Genomic DNA, 14,915 nt, shown 5'->3' on the forward strand with positions numbered 1-14,915 from the left:
CATCGTGGCTTGCGGACCCACGCGCCGGGGCAGCCGGTGCCATCGCTCTGCGCCGCGGCCCATCTAGAATCCCGCCCTCTCACTGGTCCCCGCCCCATGAACATCGTCGTCAACGAAGAACTCAAAGCCTATATCGACCCCATGACGCCGGAGGAGTACGAGGCGCTGGAACGCAGCATCCTCACCGAAGGCTGCCGCGACGCGCTGGTGCTATGGGGCGACGTGCTGGTGGACGGCCACAACCGCTACGGCATCTGCCAGAAACACGGCCTTCCGTTCAACACGGTGCAGAACACGCGTTTCAAGACCATCGAGGACGTGCACCTGTGGATGATCGACCAGCACCTGGGCCGGCGCAGCATCTCCGACTACCTGCGCGGCGTGCTCGCGTTGAGAAAGAAGGACATCGTCGACCGGCAGCGCGGGCGTCTCGCGACGACCTCCGAGTCCGCCGCTGCAGCCTCGGACGATCCCCCGTTCGACGTCGACACGCCTGCCGACGGAATGGCTGACGCAGCCGCAGACACGGCTCCGCTGCCGCCGCCCGCGCCCCTCAACAGCCGCGAGGCCATCGCCAAGGCCGCCCGCCTGAGCAGCAGCCAGGTCGGCATGATCGAGAAGATCCAGAAGCAGGCTGCGCCGGAATTGGTGGCCGCCGTGAAGTCGGGCGTGATCTCGATCAACACCGCGGCCGCGGTGGCGACCCTGCCCGCCGAGGAACAGGTGTCGGCCGCGAACGCCGGCAAGGACGAACTCAAGCAGGCGGCGAAGCGCGTACGCGAATCGAAGAAGAAGCCGCGTGCCGAATCCGCGGAAGCGGCCGCTTCGGACGGCGACGCGGGCCCGGATACGGTACAGGCGCTGCAGCAGCGCGTGGCCGAACTCACGGCCGAGAACGAATCGCTGCGCAGGCAGGTGGCCGAACTGCAGGCCCAGTTGGGTCACTGAGCGGCAGTCGGCCGGATGAAAGCGCCCGTTACGGCTGGATCTCGGTGATCTTCGCGCCCGACAGCGAGACGCCGGCCTCCAGCCCCACGTTGGTCATGACGAAGCCCACCACGGGCTGGCGCAGCGTGTTGGTGTCGATGCTGCCGTTCGCGCCGATGGTGGCGAGGGCCACCGTGGCGTCGGCTCCGGCCGTCCAGCCCTTGCTGTTGCGGAACTTGTCGAGTGCGGCCTGGGTGTTGAACAGGTAGATCACGGCCTTCGACTGCGCGCCCGCCTGGAATCCCACCGATCCGGCGGTCGTGCTGTAGTAGGACTGCGTGCGCCCATTCACGCGCAGCGCGCCGCGGCCGTATTCGGCGCCCACGCCCATGCTGGCGCCCACCACGGCGGGGAACACCAGCACGCCGCTGGACTTGGCGACCAGCTCGCGCGACCCCTTCACCGAGTCGTACAGCTTGGACAGCGAGGCATCGACCTGCGCGTCGATGGAAGCGCGCGAAGACGCGCTGCTGGCCTGATCCTGAGGGCGCGTGGTGGTGCACCCGACGAATGCCAGGCTGCAGGCCGCCACCAGGGACGAGAACGCCAGCGTGCGGAGATTCATGGTTTTCTTCATGACGGAACCCTTCCTTTCGATAGAACTTGAATCGGCGATGAGTCTCTGCCCAAAGCAGATTCGCCGATGCTAAGACCGCCAAAACGGCGCAAATCGAGTTGAAGGCGTTGGCCTACGCGAGATCACGGCCTACGCGAAGCAGGCTCGCCGCCGGCTTCCGCGAGCGGCGCAATGTTCGTGCAATGCTGGCTCGTAGCATCGCGGCCGTGGTGCGGATGGCCGCGCAAGGCCGTCCCCGATCTGGCCCACGAACCTACATCGCGCACTTCCATGACATTCGACCTCGCAGCAGGGCCGCCGCGCCGATTGCCCAGCGGCAGCATCCGCAGAACCGAACTGGCGGACGCGCTGCGCGGCTTCGCGCTGCTCATCGCGCCGGCATTCACATTCAGCCTGCTCGGCACCTCGACGCTCGAAGTTGCGGCGTCATCGGCAGTGTTGCTTTCATTGCTCTTCGGCATGAGTCTCGTGACACGTACGGACCGGCCTGGAAGGCGCGCCGCAATCATGCGCCTTCTTGCTCGGCGCATGCTGCTGGAGTCCGTCGCGTATCGGCACTGCTGGATCCGCCTGTTCAAGGCCGCGCTCGCTGGAGCCGTCGTCACGGGGGTGACGCTGAAGCAGCCCGTGCCGCTGGCAGCAGCTCTCTTCACCTGCTGCCTGGCAGCATTCGTCATGCTGTTCCAACGATCGCAATGGCGACGGGTGCTGATCAAGCTTGCCCCGATGGGGCGACTGGCGATGTTGAACTGGCTCGTGCAGTTGCTGGCGGCCACGCTGCTGTTCCATGCGCTGGAGCCGCGCTTCGGGTTCCCGGTGGGGGTCGCCCTCTGCTTCGCAGCGCTGCCGGTGCTCCAGGCGACGCTCAGCTGCCGGTGGCTCGCACGCGGGAAGCCCGTCGGACCGGCGTGGCAAGGGCTGGCAGCCGAGGGGCGACCCGGTTGATCACGGCCGCCCCGTTCCAGTTACTGCATGACCCTCAAGGCGCAACGGTGATGCGATCCGTCGCCGGCGGGGTCAGCGGGCTGTTCGCCTTGATGTAGGCCTCCAGGGCGTCCACGTCCTGGTCGCCGCCGAGCACATCTGTGCCCTGGTTGAAGACCGTGAAGTTGTCGCCGCCCGTGGCCAGGAAGCTGTTCATGGTCACGCGATAGCTGGCGCTGTCGGTCATCGCGGTGCCGTTGAGCGACATGTTGCTGATGCGCGATCCGGCGGGCTGAGACAGGTTGTAGGTGTAGCTGAAGCCCTTGGAAGGCAGCAGCACCCTGGGCGAGCTCACCGTGTTGGCGCCGCTGTTGAACTGCTGCTCCAGCACGGCCCTGATCTGCGCGCCCGTCATGGTCTTCACCACCAGGCTGTTGCCGAAGGGCTGCACGGCGAAGATCTGGCCGTAGGTCACGCTGCCGTCGCCCGCGGGCGCCAGGTCGGCGCGCACGCCGCCCGGGTTCATGAAGGCGATCTGCGCAGCGCCCTTGCCGGCGGGGCTGGTAGCAGCGAGCTGCGCATCGGCGATCAGGTTGCCCAGCACGCTTTCCTTCGACGCGGTCTGCGTGCGCGTGGCAGTGGCGGTCAGCGAGCCCACCACGCGCTGCACCAGCGGCCCGGCGATCGCGAGGTACTGGCTGATGAGTGCAGCCACTTCCTGGTTCTTGCCGAAGACGGGGTACTGGTCGGTCAGCGCGACAGTGGTCGAGCCGCTGGTGTAGGCCTCGCCCTGCACGATCACGTTGTCGGCGCTCTTGGCCGTCACCTTGCGGGTCTTGGTGTCGATGGTGAGGTTGATGTCGGTCAGCAGCGTGCCGTACTGGCCGGCGCTGGTCAGCAGGAAGGGCTTGGCGGGGTTGGTCTTGGCGTAGTCGCACACGTAGGAGCGATGCGTGTGGCCGGAGATCACCACGTCGACCGACGCGTCCAGCTTGTTGAGGATCGGCAGGATGTCGCCGCTCAGGCCGGCGCAGCTCTTGTCGTTGTAGCCGACAGTGGTGGTGCCGCCTTCGTGGATGACGACGACGATGGCGTCGGCGCCCTGCGACTTCAGCTGGGGAATCAGCGCGTTGGCCGTATCGGCTTCGTCCTTGAAGCTCAGGCCGGCAACACCGGCGGGCGTCACGATGTTCGGCGTGCCCTTCAGCGTCATGCCGATGAAGGCCACCTTCACCGTGGCGCCGTCCTTCGTGAAGCTCTTCATGCCGGTGGCGGGAAACAGCGTGTTGCCGTCGGTCTTCACCGTGTTGGCCGCGAGAAAGCCGAAGTTGGCGCCCGGGAAGCTCTTGTTCACGCGGCAGGGCTCGAGCGCGGTGTTCTTCGCGCAGCCGCCGTTCTTCATGCGCAGCAGCTCGGTCTGGCCCTTGTCGAACTCGTGGTTGCCGACCGCGTTGAAGTCGATCTTCATCGCGTTGACGGCTTCGATGGTCGATTCGTCGAGGAAGAGTGCCGAGACCAGCGGCGACGCGCCGATCATGTCGCCGGCCGACACCACGGCGTTGTTCGGATTCTTCGCTTTCAGCGAGGTGATGGCGGAAGCCATGTAGGCCGCGCCGCCGGCGGGCACCGCCACCGTGCCGCCCGCCTTCGCCGGCGCGTTGATCGACAGCTTCGGCGGCTCGAGGTTGCCGTGCAGGTCGTTGAAGGCGATGAGCTTGACGTCGATGGTGCCCGGCGCAGCGGGCGCCGGAGCCGGTGCAGGCGGATTGCTCGCCGTGGGAGGCGGCACGAAGGGAATGAAATTGTTCGAGTTGCCGCTGCCGCCGCAGGCGGTCAGGGTGGCCACCACCACGCCGGCAAGGGCGAAGTGCTTCAACGATGCATGCATGGGAAACCTCTCTCCTTGTTTGGTAACGCAGCGGATGCTGGCCACCGCGCATGACGAGGCCGTGAAGGCCCTGCCGTGGCGTGAGGAGATCGGCAGCCGTTTCAGGGCAACTGGACGATGCGGATCGCAACGCCGGGGCCGAAGGCGGCCTGCAGGAGCGCCTTCGCCTCCATGCTGCGCTGGTCGGTCGGCGACTGCACGGCGAGCCAGCCTTCGGTGGGGCGCCGCTGCAGGTGCCAGCCTTCCTGTCCGAGCTGGATGAGCCGGGCCAGCGCCGCAGCGTCCGCCACCGGCGGCGCGGCGGGCGTGATGTCGAGCCAGTCGGTGACCTGGTCGCTCTCGCCGCCCAGGCGGGCTGCGGCGCCTTGCGCAAGCACTTGCTGCGTAGCTGCGTCTTGCACCGTGCCCTGAAGCACGATGCCGCCGCCGTGCCAGCGGATCTCGAGCGACGAAGCCGACTCGGCCGCACTGGCTTGCGGTTCACCGGCGGCCCCAACGCGCCAGGCGATACCCATTGCCAGGATGGCAAGGCCGGCGATCGCTGCAAGAAGAATGCTGGTGCGCTTCGTCATTCGAGGCGCGAGGGTGCCACGCCGCGCATGACGCAGGTGTGACGATCGGCTGCAGTCGACGGACAGCCATTCGGCCTACACGGATAAGCGCATGCCGGCGCATCCGCGGATCACCGGATTCCGATACGCTTGAGTTCCGTCCCCCGCATTCCCCAACACCCCGAGGAACGAACATGGCAGCCAATGCGAAAGTCACAGGAAATGTCGAATACCGGGCCGGCGATGGCCCCCTGATCCTCATTCCCCAAGGCCCCATCGAAATCCAGTTGGCGCCCGACAGCGCCGTGCTGAGCTGGGGTGATGCCGGCAGCATGCAGACGACGGCGATACCGATCGCCGAGTACCAGCGCTACCTGAACGAGGGCGTGATCCAGCCCGACTGAAATGTGCCGGCGGCAGCCAAGCCGACCGACCAATAAGAAACGGCCCCGAGGGGCCGTTTTTTATGGAGCATCCTCGACGCACGGCCGGGATGCCTGCGTCACCGCTTCTTTCTTACTTCTTCTTGGCAGCCACGGCCTTCTTGGCGGGAGCGGCGGCCTTCTTCGCTGCGGGCTTGGCAGCCACAGCCTTGCTGTCGGCCTTGCGCTTTGCAGCCTTGGGGTCCACGGCGGCCTTGAAGGCTGCGCCCGGCACGAACTTCGGCACCTTCTGTGCGGCGATCTTGATCTTGGTGCCGGCGCTGGGGTTGAAACCCGAGCGTGCGGCGCGCGCCACTTGCTTGAAAGTACCGAAGCCGACGATCTGGACGGGGTCGTCCTTCTTCACGGCGGCGACGATCGAGCTGGTGATGGTCTCGAGGACGCGCGCGGCTTCTGCCTTGCTGAGGTTATGGGCGGCGGCGATTTTTTCGACGAGTTCGATGCGGTTCAACTGAGTTCCTAATAAGTTTGATTTCGCCATGTTGCCTATGGCGGCGCAGCACGAATCACGCTGCAAGCGGGCGGGAGTTTATTCGACTGCGAGAGCCCGGATGTAACGCGGTCGCTTCGAGTTGTCGTTGATTTGCCTCATTCGGTCTTCGAGGAGGTCTTGTGCCTGCATGTCGGCGAGCGATCCATGTCGCGAATGACCATAGATCAGCGAGAAAAATCGCGCTCGGCACGATGACCAGTACGCCAAGCCGTAACGAAGTTCTCCGAGGAGATTTGATGGCGCCGCGCTCGTGAAGGCTGCCGCGGCTCTCCGATGCCGCTGTCATGGTGAAGCTACCGCAGCGACGAAGCTACGTATCGAGCGCGTGTCCGCTACGTTGCTCTCCAACAGCATCAGTGGACCAAGCATCGAGCATCTCTACCGATGCTCTCCCTGCGCAGGCGCATCCTGAACTCGCATCCGAACCTGATCGGGGATTCGTTCGACACGCCGCACGTCCCATGCGACAAAAGCACGGCGCCTCGTAGCCACGAGGCAACAGACATGCGCAGATCAGCGGATGAATGGGGGGAAGAATGGGGGAAGCAAAGAAACAGGTAGAAGCCAGAAAGTGAAAAGCCCCTGCAGCTTTTGGCTGCAGGGGCTTCTGACTGGCGGAGTGGACGGGACTCGAACCCGCGACCCCCGGCGTGACAGGCCGGTATTCTAACCAACTGAACTACCACTCCTGGTAGACAACGTTCGCTCCTTGCGGAACCGAGTGTTGACGACTCGTGCCTGCTTCACTGAAGTGAAACTGGCGACCCTACGGGGATTCGAACCCCGGTAGCCACCGTGAAAGGGTGGTGTCCTAGGCCTCTAGACGATAGGGTCAAAACCTTGGACGTGCTGCGATCAGCATCTCATACCTTCTCGACACTCTGGTGGAGGTAAGCGGGATCGAACCGCTGACCTCTTGCATGCCATGCAAGCGCTCTCCCAGCTGAGCTATACCCCCGTGTGGGTGTCGAGCCTCAGATTATAGCCCGAATTTCAGGCCTTTCTCAATCGTTCGATAACTTTTTCGCGGGAAAAAATTTCGAGGACTGAATCCAAGGACGGTGTTTGCGGTGTTCCCATCACAAGCACTCGTACTGGCATCGCTAACACCGGCATCTTCAATGCGTGTGTCGCGAGGACTTCCTTGATCATAACTGCGATCGAGGCCTTATCCCACGCGACCGTCATCATTTTTTCTGCAAGCGTTGCGATTGCGGGCTTCACTGCATCGGTGATGTGCTGTGCGCGATCGGCTTCGGTCACGGTGATGTCCGCATAGAACGCAGCAGCCCAGTCGGCCAGCGCGACTGTCGTCTCGCAACGGTCCTTGAAGAGCGCGCAGATCGCGGGCAGGCGCTCATCTGCAACGATGCCGCGCTTGTGCAACTGCGCTGCAACGAGCGGTGCGAGTTCATCGCCGCTCTTCGCCTTGATGTACTGCGCATTGACCCACGCGAGCTTGGCCGCATCCCACTGCGCGGGACTCTTCGACAGATGCGAACCGTCGAACCAGCTCACCATCTGCTCGCGCGTGAAGAGCTCGTCGTCGCCGTGGCTCCAGCCCAGGCGCGCGAGATAGTTGAGCATCGCTTCCGGCAGGTAGCCGTTGTCTTCATAGGCCGTGACGCTCACTGCGCCGCGGCGCTTCGAGAGCTTCTGTCCGTCGTCGCCGAGGATCACCGGCACGTGGCCGAACTCGGGCAGCGGCGCACCCAGCGCGCGGAAGATGTTGATCTGCCACGGCGTGTTGTTGATGTGCTCGTCGCCGCGGAACACGTGCGTGATGTTCATGTCCCAGTCGTCGACCACCACCGCGAAGTTGTAGGTCGGCACACCGTCGGGCCGCAGGATGATCAGGTCGTCGATCTCACGGTTGTTGATGGTGATCTCGCCCTTCACGAGGTCGTTCCACGTCACGTCGCCTTCGGGAGGATTGCAGAAGCGCACCACCGGCGGCACGCCTTCGGGCACGGACGGCAGCACCTTGCCCGGCTCGGGACGCCAGCGGCGGTCGTACAGCGTCTTCTCTCCGCGCGCGCGTTGCGCCTCGCGCATCTCCTCGAGTTCCGCAGGCGTGCAATAGCAGTAGTAGGCGGTGCCCGCCGCGAGCATCTGCGCGATCACTTCGCGGTAGCGCTCCAGGCGCTGCATCTGGTAGATCGGGCCTTCGTCGTATTCGAGGCCGAGCCAGTGCATCGACGCGAGGATCTGGTCGGTCGAGTCCTGCGTGGAGCGGGCCACGTCGGTGTCCTCGATGCGCAGCACGAACTCGCCGCCGTAGTGGCGCGCATAGGCCCACGAGTAGAGGGCCGTGCGAGCCGTGCCCAGGTGAAGAAAGCCCGTGGGGGATGGTGCGATGCGGGTGCGTACTTTGCCGGTCATTTCGTTATCGTGGATTCAGGGTGCTCAGGCCGCGCGCGATGTCGGCCTTGATGTCTTCGACATGCTCGAGGCCGACCGCGAGGCGGATCAGCCCCTGGCCGATGCCCGCGGCCTGGCGCTGCGCCTCTGTCAGGCGGCCATGCGAGGTGGTGCCGGGGTGCGTGATGATGGTCTTCACGTCGCCCAGGTTGGTGGCACGGCTCACGACGCGCGTGCTGTTCATGACGTGGAAGGCATTGGCACGTGCCGTCTCGGGCGAGTCGCCGACCACGTCGAAGGACACCACCGCCCCGCCCTGCCCCGATTGTTGCTGCATGGCCAGCTCATGCTGCGCATGCGAAGCCAGCCCCGGGTAGTACACGCGCGAGATGCCCGGCTGGTTCTCGAGCCACTGCGCGATCTCCATCGCGTTGGCGCAATGCGCCTTCATGCGGATGCCGAGCGTCTCGATGCCCTTGAGCACGACCCACGCGTTGAACGGCGCCAGCGCCATGCCGGCGGTGCGCACGATGGGGCCGAACACGTCGACGATGAGCTTCGAGGGGCCGCAGATCGCACCGGCCATCACGCGGCCCTGCCCGTCGAGGTGTTTGGTGCCCGAGTGGATGACGAGGTCGGCCCCCAGCTCCGCCGGACGCTGCAGGATAGGCGTGCAGAAGCAGTTGTCGACCGCCAGCAGCGCGCCCGCGGCATGCGCCACCTCGGCCAGCGCACGGATGTCGCAGACCTCCGTGAGCGGATTGGTCGGCGTCTCGGCGAACAGCAGCCTGGTGTTCGGCTTCACGGCCGCGCGCCATTCGGCGACGTCGGTCTGCGACACGAAGGTGGTCTCGACGCCGAACTTGGCGAATTCCTTGCCGAACAGGTTCAGCGTGGAGCCGAACACGGAGCGCGAGCACACCACATGGTCGCCGGCCTTCAGCAGGCCCATGCACATCATGAGGATCGCGCCCATGCCGGTCGATGCGCCGATCGCCGCCTCGGTGCCTTCGAGCGCCGCGATGCGCTGCTCGAAGCTGGTCACGGTCGGGTTCGAGGTGCGCGAGTAGGTGAAGCCAGGCTCGGTGCCCGCGAAGCGGCGCATCGAGGTTTCGGCGTCGGGCTGCACGAAGCCGCTGGTCAGGAAGAGCGCGTCGGAGTGCTCGCCGTACTGGCTCGGCGCGAGACCGGTGCGCAGCGCGAGCGTCTCGGGGTGCAGCCCGGGCGGCAGTGTTCTTTCGTCGTCGGTCACTTCGTCTGCTCTCTCACTCGCTGTGATTGGGAAGCGCGAGGCGCGAGGAATCCTCTTCGGTCTCCTCGATGCGTGGACGGTTGCCGTTCATGCGGGTGATGGCGTCGGTATCGATGTCGCCAGTCACGTACACGCCGTCGAAGCAGGAGGCGTCGAAACCATCGAGCTTGCCGTTCAGTGAACCGATGGCGCGCTTCATTGCATCGACATCCTGGTAGATCAGCGCGTCGCAACCGATCAGCTCGCGGATTTCCTCGACGGTGCGGTCGTGCGCCACCAGCTCGTCCTTGGTCGGCATGTCGATGCCGTAGACGTTGGGATAGCGCACCGGCGGCGCGGCGCTGGCCAGGTAGACCTTGCGGGCGCCGGCGTCGCGCGCCATCTGCACGATTTCGCGGCTGGTGGTGCCGCGCACGATGGAGTCGTCGACCAGCAGCACGTTGCGGCCCTTGAATTCGCTGCCGATCACGTTGAGCTTCTGGCGCACCGACTTCTTGCGCACGCCCTGCCCCGGCATGATGAAGGTGCGGCCGACGTAGCGGTTCTTCACGAAGCCTTCGCGGTACGGCACGCCCAGCAGGTGCGCGAGCTGCGTGGCGCTCGGACGGCTCGACTCGGGGATCGGGATGATCACGTCGATCTGGTTCGGCGGCACGGTCGACACGACGCGCTTGGCCAGCGTCTCGCCCAGGTTCAGGCGCGCCTGGTAGACCGAGATGCCGTCGAGCACGGAGTCCGGACGGGCCAGGTAGACGAATTCGAAGATGCAGGGGTTGAGCGTCGGCGCCTCGGCGCACTGCATCGAATGCACCTTGCCCTCGAGGTCGATGAACACCGCCTCACCAGGGTTGATGTTGCGCTCGAAGGTATGGCCCGAGCCCTCCAGCGCGACCGATTCGCTCGCCACCATCACGGTGCCGTCGGCGCTGCGGCCCATGCACAGCGGGCGGATGCCGTACGGGTCGCGGAAAGCCAGCAGGCCGTGGCCGGCGATGAGCGACACCACGGCATACGAGCCGCGCAGGCGCTTGTGCATGCTCTTCACGGCGGCGAACACCTCGGCCGGATGCAGCGGCACGCCGCGCGAGGCACGCTCGAGTTCATGGGCCAGCACGTTGAGCAGCACTTCGGAGTCGCTCTCGGTGTTGGTGTGGCGGTGGTCGGTGGAGAACAGCTCCGCGCGCAGCGCGTGGGCGTTGGTCAGGTTGCCGTTGTGCACCAGCACGATGCCGAAGGGCGCGTTCACGTAGAAGGGCTGGGCCTCTTCCTCGCTGTAGGCGTTGCCGGCGGTGGGGTAGCGAACCTGGCCCAGGCCCACGCTGCCCGGCAGCGCGCGCATGTTGCGCGTGCGGAACACGTCGCGGACCATGCCCTTGGCCTTGTGCATGAAGAACTTGCGTTCCTGCAGCGTGACGATGCCTGCGGCATCCTGGCCGCGGTGCTGCAGGAGCAGCAGCGCGTCATAGAGCAGCTGATTGACGGGTGCGTTGCTGACAACGCCGACGATTCCACACATGAACGATTCCCCTTAGGGCAGGTAGCTGGCCAACTTTTCAGGCAGGGAGGGCTTGAGGCCCTGCAATGCCGCATCGAGAACAATGGCGCTGCGCGATTCGTGCCACCAGGCACTGTCGCTCAACACCAGCAAATGGACAACGACGGCGAACACGAGCAGGGCCACCACGCCCCGCGCCGCGCCGAACGCCGCGCCCAGAATCCGGTCCACCGGCCGCAGACCCACGACCGTGATCAACTTGCGCGTGAGCGCTGCCACCAGCCCCACGCCGAACACCACCGCCACGAACACCAGCACGAAGGCCAGCGGGTAGCGCCACGCTCCCTGCGGGTCACCGAACGGCAGCCATGCCGCCACGTCCGACGCCAGCCACTGGGCTGCAATGAAGGCGGCCACCCATCCGATCAGCGAAATCACCTCGAACACCAGCCCGCGCACCAGGCCGAAAAGCATCGACACCCCGATGAGCGCGACGGCGATCCAGTCGAGCAAGGCCACGGCAACGGCTGGCGACGACTCTTACAACGTGAGGATCGCTGCCGACAAAGACAAGCCCTTGACCTTATCGGCCGCGCGGTCGGCCTCGGCACGCGAGCTGAAGGGGCCGACACGCACACGCGTGCGTTCGCCGTCGGCAGTCTTCGCCACGTGCACATAGGTCTTGAGACCGGCCCTCTCGAGCTTCTGGCGCACTTCGCGCGCCTTGTCGGCGTCGGCGAAGGCGCCGACCTGCACCACGAAGCGGCCGCCCTCGTCGGCAGCGGCGGGCTTGGCGGCGGCCGCGGTGACGGGCTTGCCCTCGAGCAGCGCGCGGGCGCGGGCGCCGTCGTCCACGGCGGCGGGTTTCGGCTTGGCTTCGGGCTTGGGTTCCGGCTTCGGCTTGGGCTCCGGTTTCGGTTCCGGCTTGTGCTCGGGCTTGGGTTCGGGCTTCGGCTCAGGTTTGGGTTCTGGCTTGGGGTCCGGCTTGCGCTCGGGCGCCGGGGCCTGCGTGGAGCTGGCGACCGGCTTGCCGGGGTCGATCTCGGTGCCGTCCGCGGCTTCGGTGATCATGCCGCTCGATGACGAGGCGGATGCCACGCGCGAGCTGCCGTTGTCGGGGGCGGCAGGCGTCGTGTTGCTGCTGGTGGCGGGCGCCGGCGTTGCCGGCACGGGCAGCGGCTTGACCTTGTTGCGGTCCGGAATCTCGATGGGGATGTCGACCGACACCGGCCGCGGCTGGGTATCGAACAGCAGCGGGAAGCCGATCACGCCGAGCAGCACCAGCACCGCCGCGCCGAGCAGCCGGTGGCGCGCACGCCGACGCATGGTTTCGACACTTTCCGCTGGGACTGCGGCTGGGGCGCCTCGTCCTTCGTTGCCTTGCGGGCCGCGCGTGCGGAACTTGAAAAACGCCATGAAGTTCGATCCCTGGAGGAGTGCAGCGAGGTGGTGCCAGAAGGTGCGTACAACCCGACGATCAGCCGCCCGGCGACAGGTGTTTGGCTTGCAGCCGGGGAGTGCCGTTTTCGAGGACGCCACCCACGGTGAAGAACGATCCGAAGACCACGATTCTATCAGCGGGCCCTGCCTGCCCGATGGCCGCGCGCAGCGCCTCCATCGGCCCTGCATGCACGCTGCCGGAGGCGTCGGTGCGCGTGTTCTGCGCCTGCCAGGTGGCCAGCAGGTCGGCCGCCTTGGCGGCGCGCGGCGTAGGCAGGTCGGTGAAGTACCAGCGGTCGATCAGCGGCCCGATGCGCGCGAGGATCGGGGCCAGGTCCTTGTCCGCCATCACGCCGAAAACGCCGTGCGTGGTGGGGTAGAAACCCATCGCGTCGAGGTTCTCGGCCAGCGCGGCCACGGCGTGCGCGTTGTGCGCCACATCGAGCACCAGCGCGGGCTCGCCCGGCACGATCTGGAAGCGGCCCGGCAGTTCGACCATCGCGAGCCCGTTGCGCACCGCCTGCGCCGTGATCGGCAGTTGTGGCCGCAGCGCCTCGAGCGCCGCCAGCACGCCGGCCGCATTGATGAGCTGGTTGGCGCCGCGCAGGGCCGGATAGGCCAGCCCGCTGTAGCGCCGCCCGCGGCCCGACCAGCCCCACTGCTGCTTGTCGCCCGCGACGTTGAAGTCGGTTCCGAAGCGCCAGAGGTCGGCGCCGATCGAGTCGGCATGGTCGATCACGCTCTGCGGCGGCACCGGGTCGCTCACGATGGCGGGCTTGCCCGGGCGCATGATGCCGGCCTTCTCGAAGCCGATGCTCTCGCGGTCGGGCCCGAGGTATTCCATGTGGTCGAGGTCGATGCTGGTGATCACCGCGCAGTCGGTGTCGATGATGTTGACCGCGTCGAGCCGGCCGCCCAGGCCCACCTCGAGGATCGCCACGTCGGGCTTTTCCACGGTCATGCAGTGCAGGATGCCGAGCGTGGTGAATTCGAAGTAGGTCAGCGGCATCTCGCCGCGCGCCTTTTCCACCACCTCGAAGCTTGCTATCAGTTTCGAAGCATCGACAGCCTCGCCCTGCAGCCGCAGGCGCTCCTCGAAGCGCACCAGGTGCGGCGAGGTGAACACCGCCGTGCGGTAGCCCGCGTGCGTCAGGATCGATTCGAGCATGGCGCAGGTCGAGCCCTTGCCGTTGGTGCCCGCCACCGTGATCACGGGGCAGGCGAAGCGCAGACCGAGGCGCTGCGCCATCTCTTTGGCGCGTTCGAGTCCGAGCTCGATGTTCTTGGGATGGAGCCGCTCGGCGCGCTCGAGCCAGTCGTTCAGGGTTTCCATGGAGGCGGGCATTGTCGCCGACCCGTCGGCCGGGGCATCATCGCGGCCATGACAACCCTCTACGGCATTCCGAATTGCGACACCGTCAAGCGCGCCCGCGCCTGGCTCGACGAACACGGCATTGAATACACCTTCCACGACTTCAAGAAACAGGGCGTTCCCGAGGCAGAGCTCGACCAGTGGCTGAAGAAGCCCGGCTGGGAAGCCCTGGTCAACCGCAAGGGCACCACCTGGCGCAAACTGGACGACGCCACCCGCGAGGGCGTGGTCGACGCCGTTTCCGCCCGCGCCGTGCTGCTGGCCAATCCCAGCCTGATCAAGCGGCCGGTGGTCAACTGGGGGCCCGAAAAGCCCGTTACGGCGGGATTCGACGCCGACGCCTGGGCTGTCAACGCCGTGTAAACCCCGGAACCCGGCCTGCCGCCCGGCGTCGAACCTCGATCCGCAGGAGAGACACACCATGAACAATCGCACTTTTCGCACTCTCGCAGGCATTTCAGTCGCCGGCATGCTGGCCGCCGGCACCGGCCTCGTTCATGCGCAGCAGAACCAGGTGGTCCAGGCCCGGGTGATCTCCGCCACCCCGATCCGCGAAACGACCGGCAGCGACGTGAACTACAACGTCACGTACGAATACAACGGCCGGCAGTACACCACCCGCATGAACACCCGGCCCGGAGCGACCATTCCGATCCAGGCCGGCGCGTATGGCGTGACCGGCGTGACGACCTCCCCGGTGACACCGCAGCCGCAGCTGCAGGCCTACCCGGTCGAGGCCAACAGCGGCGGCGGCTACGCCCCGCAGTCAGGTGGCTCGCCATGGGACAGCGTGGTTCCCGAGCCCGGCGTCGTCGTCTCCAGCGCCCCCGCGCCGGTCTACCAGCCGGCGCCCGTGTACACCGCTCCCGCCCCCGTCTACGTGGAGCCGGCCTATACGTACCCCTATGCCTATCCCTACGTCTACCCGCCGGTCGGCATCTCGCTGAACCTCGGCTATTCGCGAGGCTGGGGCGGCGGCTACTACCGCGGCTACGGCTATCGCGGCTGGGGTGGCTATCGCGGCGGCTGGCACCGTTGAGGCGAGGGCTGGCGGGCCGCCGCCCCCGAGCCCCTAAAATCGAGGACTTTTCCAACCCTTGACGGGTGCGCCGCAGGTGCGGTGCGTCCTCGA

Annotated in this window: 15 protein-coding genes and 3 tRNA genes; 5 read left to right on the plus strand and 13 right to left on the minus strand. The window is 66.3% G+C overall.

The window, feature by feature from the left end; all coding sequences use genetic code 11:
- Positions 1 to 96 precede the first annotated feature (96 nt).
- Positions 97 to 948: a plasmid replication/partition related protein gene (locus tag ABL844_RS22210; protein WP_418128940.1), complete on the plus strand. Its 852-nt coding sequence runs from the start codon at positions 97 to 99 to the stop codon at positions 946 to 948.
- 28 nt (positions 949 to 976) lie between these two features.
- On the opposite strand, the gene ABL844_RS22215 is transcribed toward ABL844_RS22210, so the two are convergent.
- Positions 977 to 1,552 (minus strand): YSC84-related protein, encoded by a 576-nt coding sequence (locus ABL844_RS22215; protein WP_418131937.1) that lies wholly within the window; start codon positions 1,550 to 1,552, stop codon positions 977 to 979.
- 282 nt (positions 1,553 to 1,834) lie between these two features.
- On the opposite strand from ABL844_RS22215, the gene ABL844_RS22220 reads away from it, so the two are divergent.
- Positions 1,835 to 2,509 (plus strand): DUF418 domain-containing protein, encoded by a 675-nt coding sequence (locus tag ABL844_RS22220; protein ID WP_418128941.1) that lies wholly within the window; start codon positions 1,835 to 1,837, stop codon positions 2,507 to 2,509.
- A 34-nt stretch (positions 2,510 to 2,543) separates the two neighbouring features.
- Here the strand turns inward: ABL844_RS22220 and ABL844_RS22225 are convergent, their stop codons facing one another.
- On the minus strand, positions 2,544 to 4,376 hold the full coding sequence (locus ABL844_RS22225) for a bifunctional metallophosphatase/5'-nucleotidase (protein ID WP_418128942.1): 1,833 nt from the start codon (positions 4,374 to 4,376) through the stop codon (positions 2,544 to 2,546).
- A gap of 101 nt (positions 4,377 to 4,477) precedes the next feature.
- Positions 4,478 to 4,948, minus strand: coding sequence for a hypothetical protein (locus ABL844_RS22230; protein WP_418128943.1), 471 nt, complete (start codon positions 4,946 to 4,948; stop codon positions 4,478 to 4,480).
- A gap of 173 nt (positions 4,949 to 5,121) precedes the next feature.
- On the opposite strand from ABL844_RS22230, the gene ABL844_RS22235 reads away from it, so the two are divergent.
- On the plus strand, positions 5,122 to 5,331 hold the full coding sequence (locus tag ABL844_RS22235) for a hypothetical protein (protein ID WP_126025282.1): 210 nt from the start codon (positions 5,122 to 5,124) through the stop codon (positions 5,329 to 5,331).
- A gap of 112 nt (positions 5,332 to 5,443) precedes the next feature.
- Here ABL844_RS22235 and ABL844_RS22240 read toward each other — a convergent pair whose 3' ends face one another.
- From ABL844_RS22240 to folC, 10 genes are all read right to left on the minus strand, one after another.
- Complete coding sequence (locus tag ABL844_RS22240; protein ID WP_126025297.1) at positions 5,444 to 5,821, minus strand: HU family DNA-binding protein; 378 nt, start codon at positions 5,819 to 5,821, stop codon at positions 5,444 to 5,446.
- Between the two features lie 654 nt (positions 5,822 to 6,475).
- Positions 6,476 to 6,552, minus strand: a tRNA-Asp gene (locus ABL844_RS22245).
- A 69-nt stretch (positions 6,553 to 6,621) separates the two neighbouring features.
- Positions 6,622 to 6,697, minus strand: a tRNA-Glu gene (locus ABL844_RS22250).
- Positions 6,698 to 6,745: 48 nt separating this feature from the next.
- Positions 6,746 to 6,821 (minus strand) — tRNA-Ala (locus ABL844_RS22255).
- 35 nt (positions 6,822 to 6,856) lie between these two features.
- A complete protein-coding gene (gene gltX, locus ABL844_RS22260; protein WP_418128945.1) occupies positions 6,857 to 8,245 on the minus strand; it encodes a glutamate--tRNA ligase in 1,389 nt (462 codons plus the stop codon).
- Between the two features lie 4 nt (positions 8,246 to 8,249).
- Entirely contained in the window at positions 8,250 to 9,476 is a 1,227-nt protein-coding gene (locus ABL844_RS22265) for an O-succinylhomoserine sulfhydrylase (RefSeq protein WP_418128946.1), read from the minus strand.
- 13 nt (positions 9,477 to 9,489) lie between these two features.
- Positions 9,490 to 10,992, minus strand: a complete 1,503-nt coding sequence (gene purF, locus ABL844_RS22270) for an amidophosphoribosyltransferase (RefSeq protein WP_418128947.1) — start codon at positions 10,990 to 10,992, stop codon at positions 9,490 to 9,492.
- A gap of 12 nt (positions 10,993 to 11,004) precedes the next feature.
- Positions 11,005 to 11,490: a CvpA family protein gene (locus tag ABL844_RS22275; protein ID WP_418117218.1), complete on the minus strand. Its 486-nt coding sequence runs from the start codon at positions 11,488 to 11,490 to the stop codon at positions 11,005 to 11,007.
- Between the two features lie 21 nt (positions 11,491 to 11,511).
- Positions 11,512 to 12,387, minus strand: a complete 876-nt coding sequence (locus ABL844_RS22280; RefSeq protein WP_418128948.1) for an SPOR domain-containing protein — start codon at positions 12,385 to 12,387, stop codon at positions 11,512 to 11,514.
- Positions 12,388 to 12,448: 61 nt separating this feature from the next.
- Positions 12,449 to 13,756: a bifunctional tetrahydrofolate synthase/dihydrofolate synthase gene (folC, locus tag ABL844_RS22285; protein WP_418128949.1), complete on the minus strand. Its 1,308-nt coding sequence runs from the start codon at positions 13,754 to 13,756 to the stop codon at positions 12,449 to 12,451.
- Between the two features lie 36 nt (positions 13,757 to 13,792).
- Here folC and ABL844_RS22290 point away from each other — a divergent pair, with 36 nt between their 5' ends.
- On the plus strand, positions 13,793 to 14,146 hold the full coding sequence (locus ABL844_RS22290; protein WP_418128950.1) for an ArsC family reductase: 354 nt from the start codon (positions 13,793 to 13,795) through the stop codon (positions 14,144 to 14,146).
- A 58-nt stretch (positions 14,147 to 14,204) separates the two neighbouring features.
- Positions 14,205 to 14,822 (plus strand): hypothetical protein, encoded by a 618-nt coding sequence (locus ABL844_RS22295; protein WP_418128951.1) that lies wholly within the window; start codon positions 14,205 to 14,207, stop codon positions 14,820 to 14,822.
- Positions 14,823 to 14,915: the final 93 nt, after the last annotated feature.

This window comes from Variovorax sp. 278MFTsu5.1 (assembly GCF_048305045.1).
In the GTDB taxonomy this organism is placed as follows: Bacteria; Pseudomonadota; Gammaproteobacteria; order Burkholderiales; family Burkholderiaceae_C; genus Variovorax; species Variovorax guangxiensis.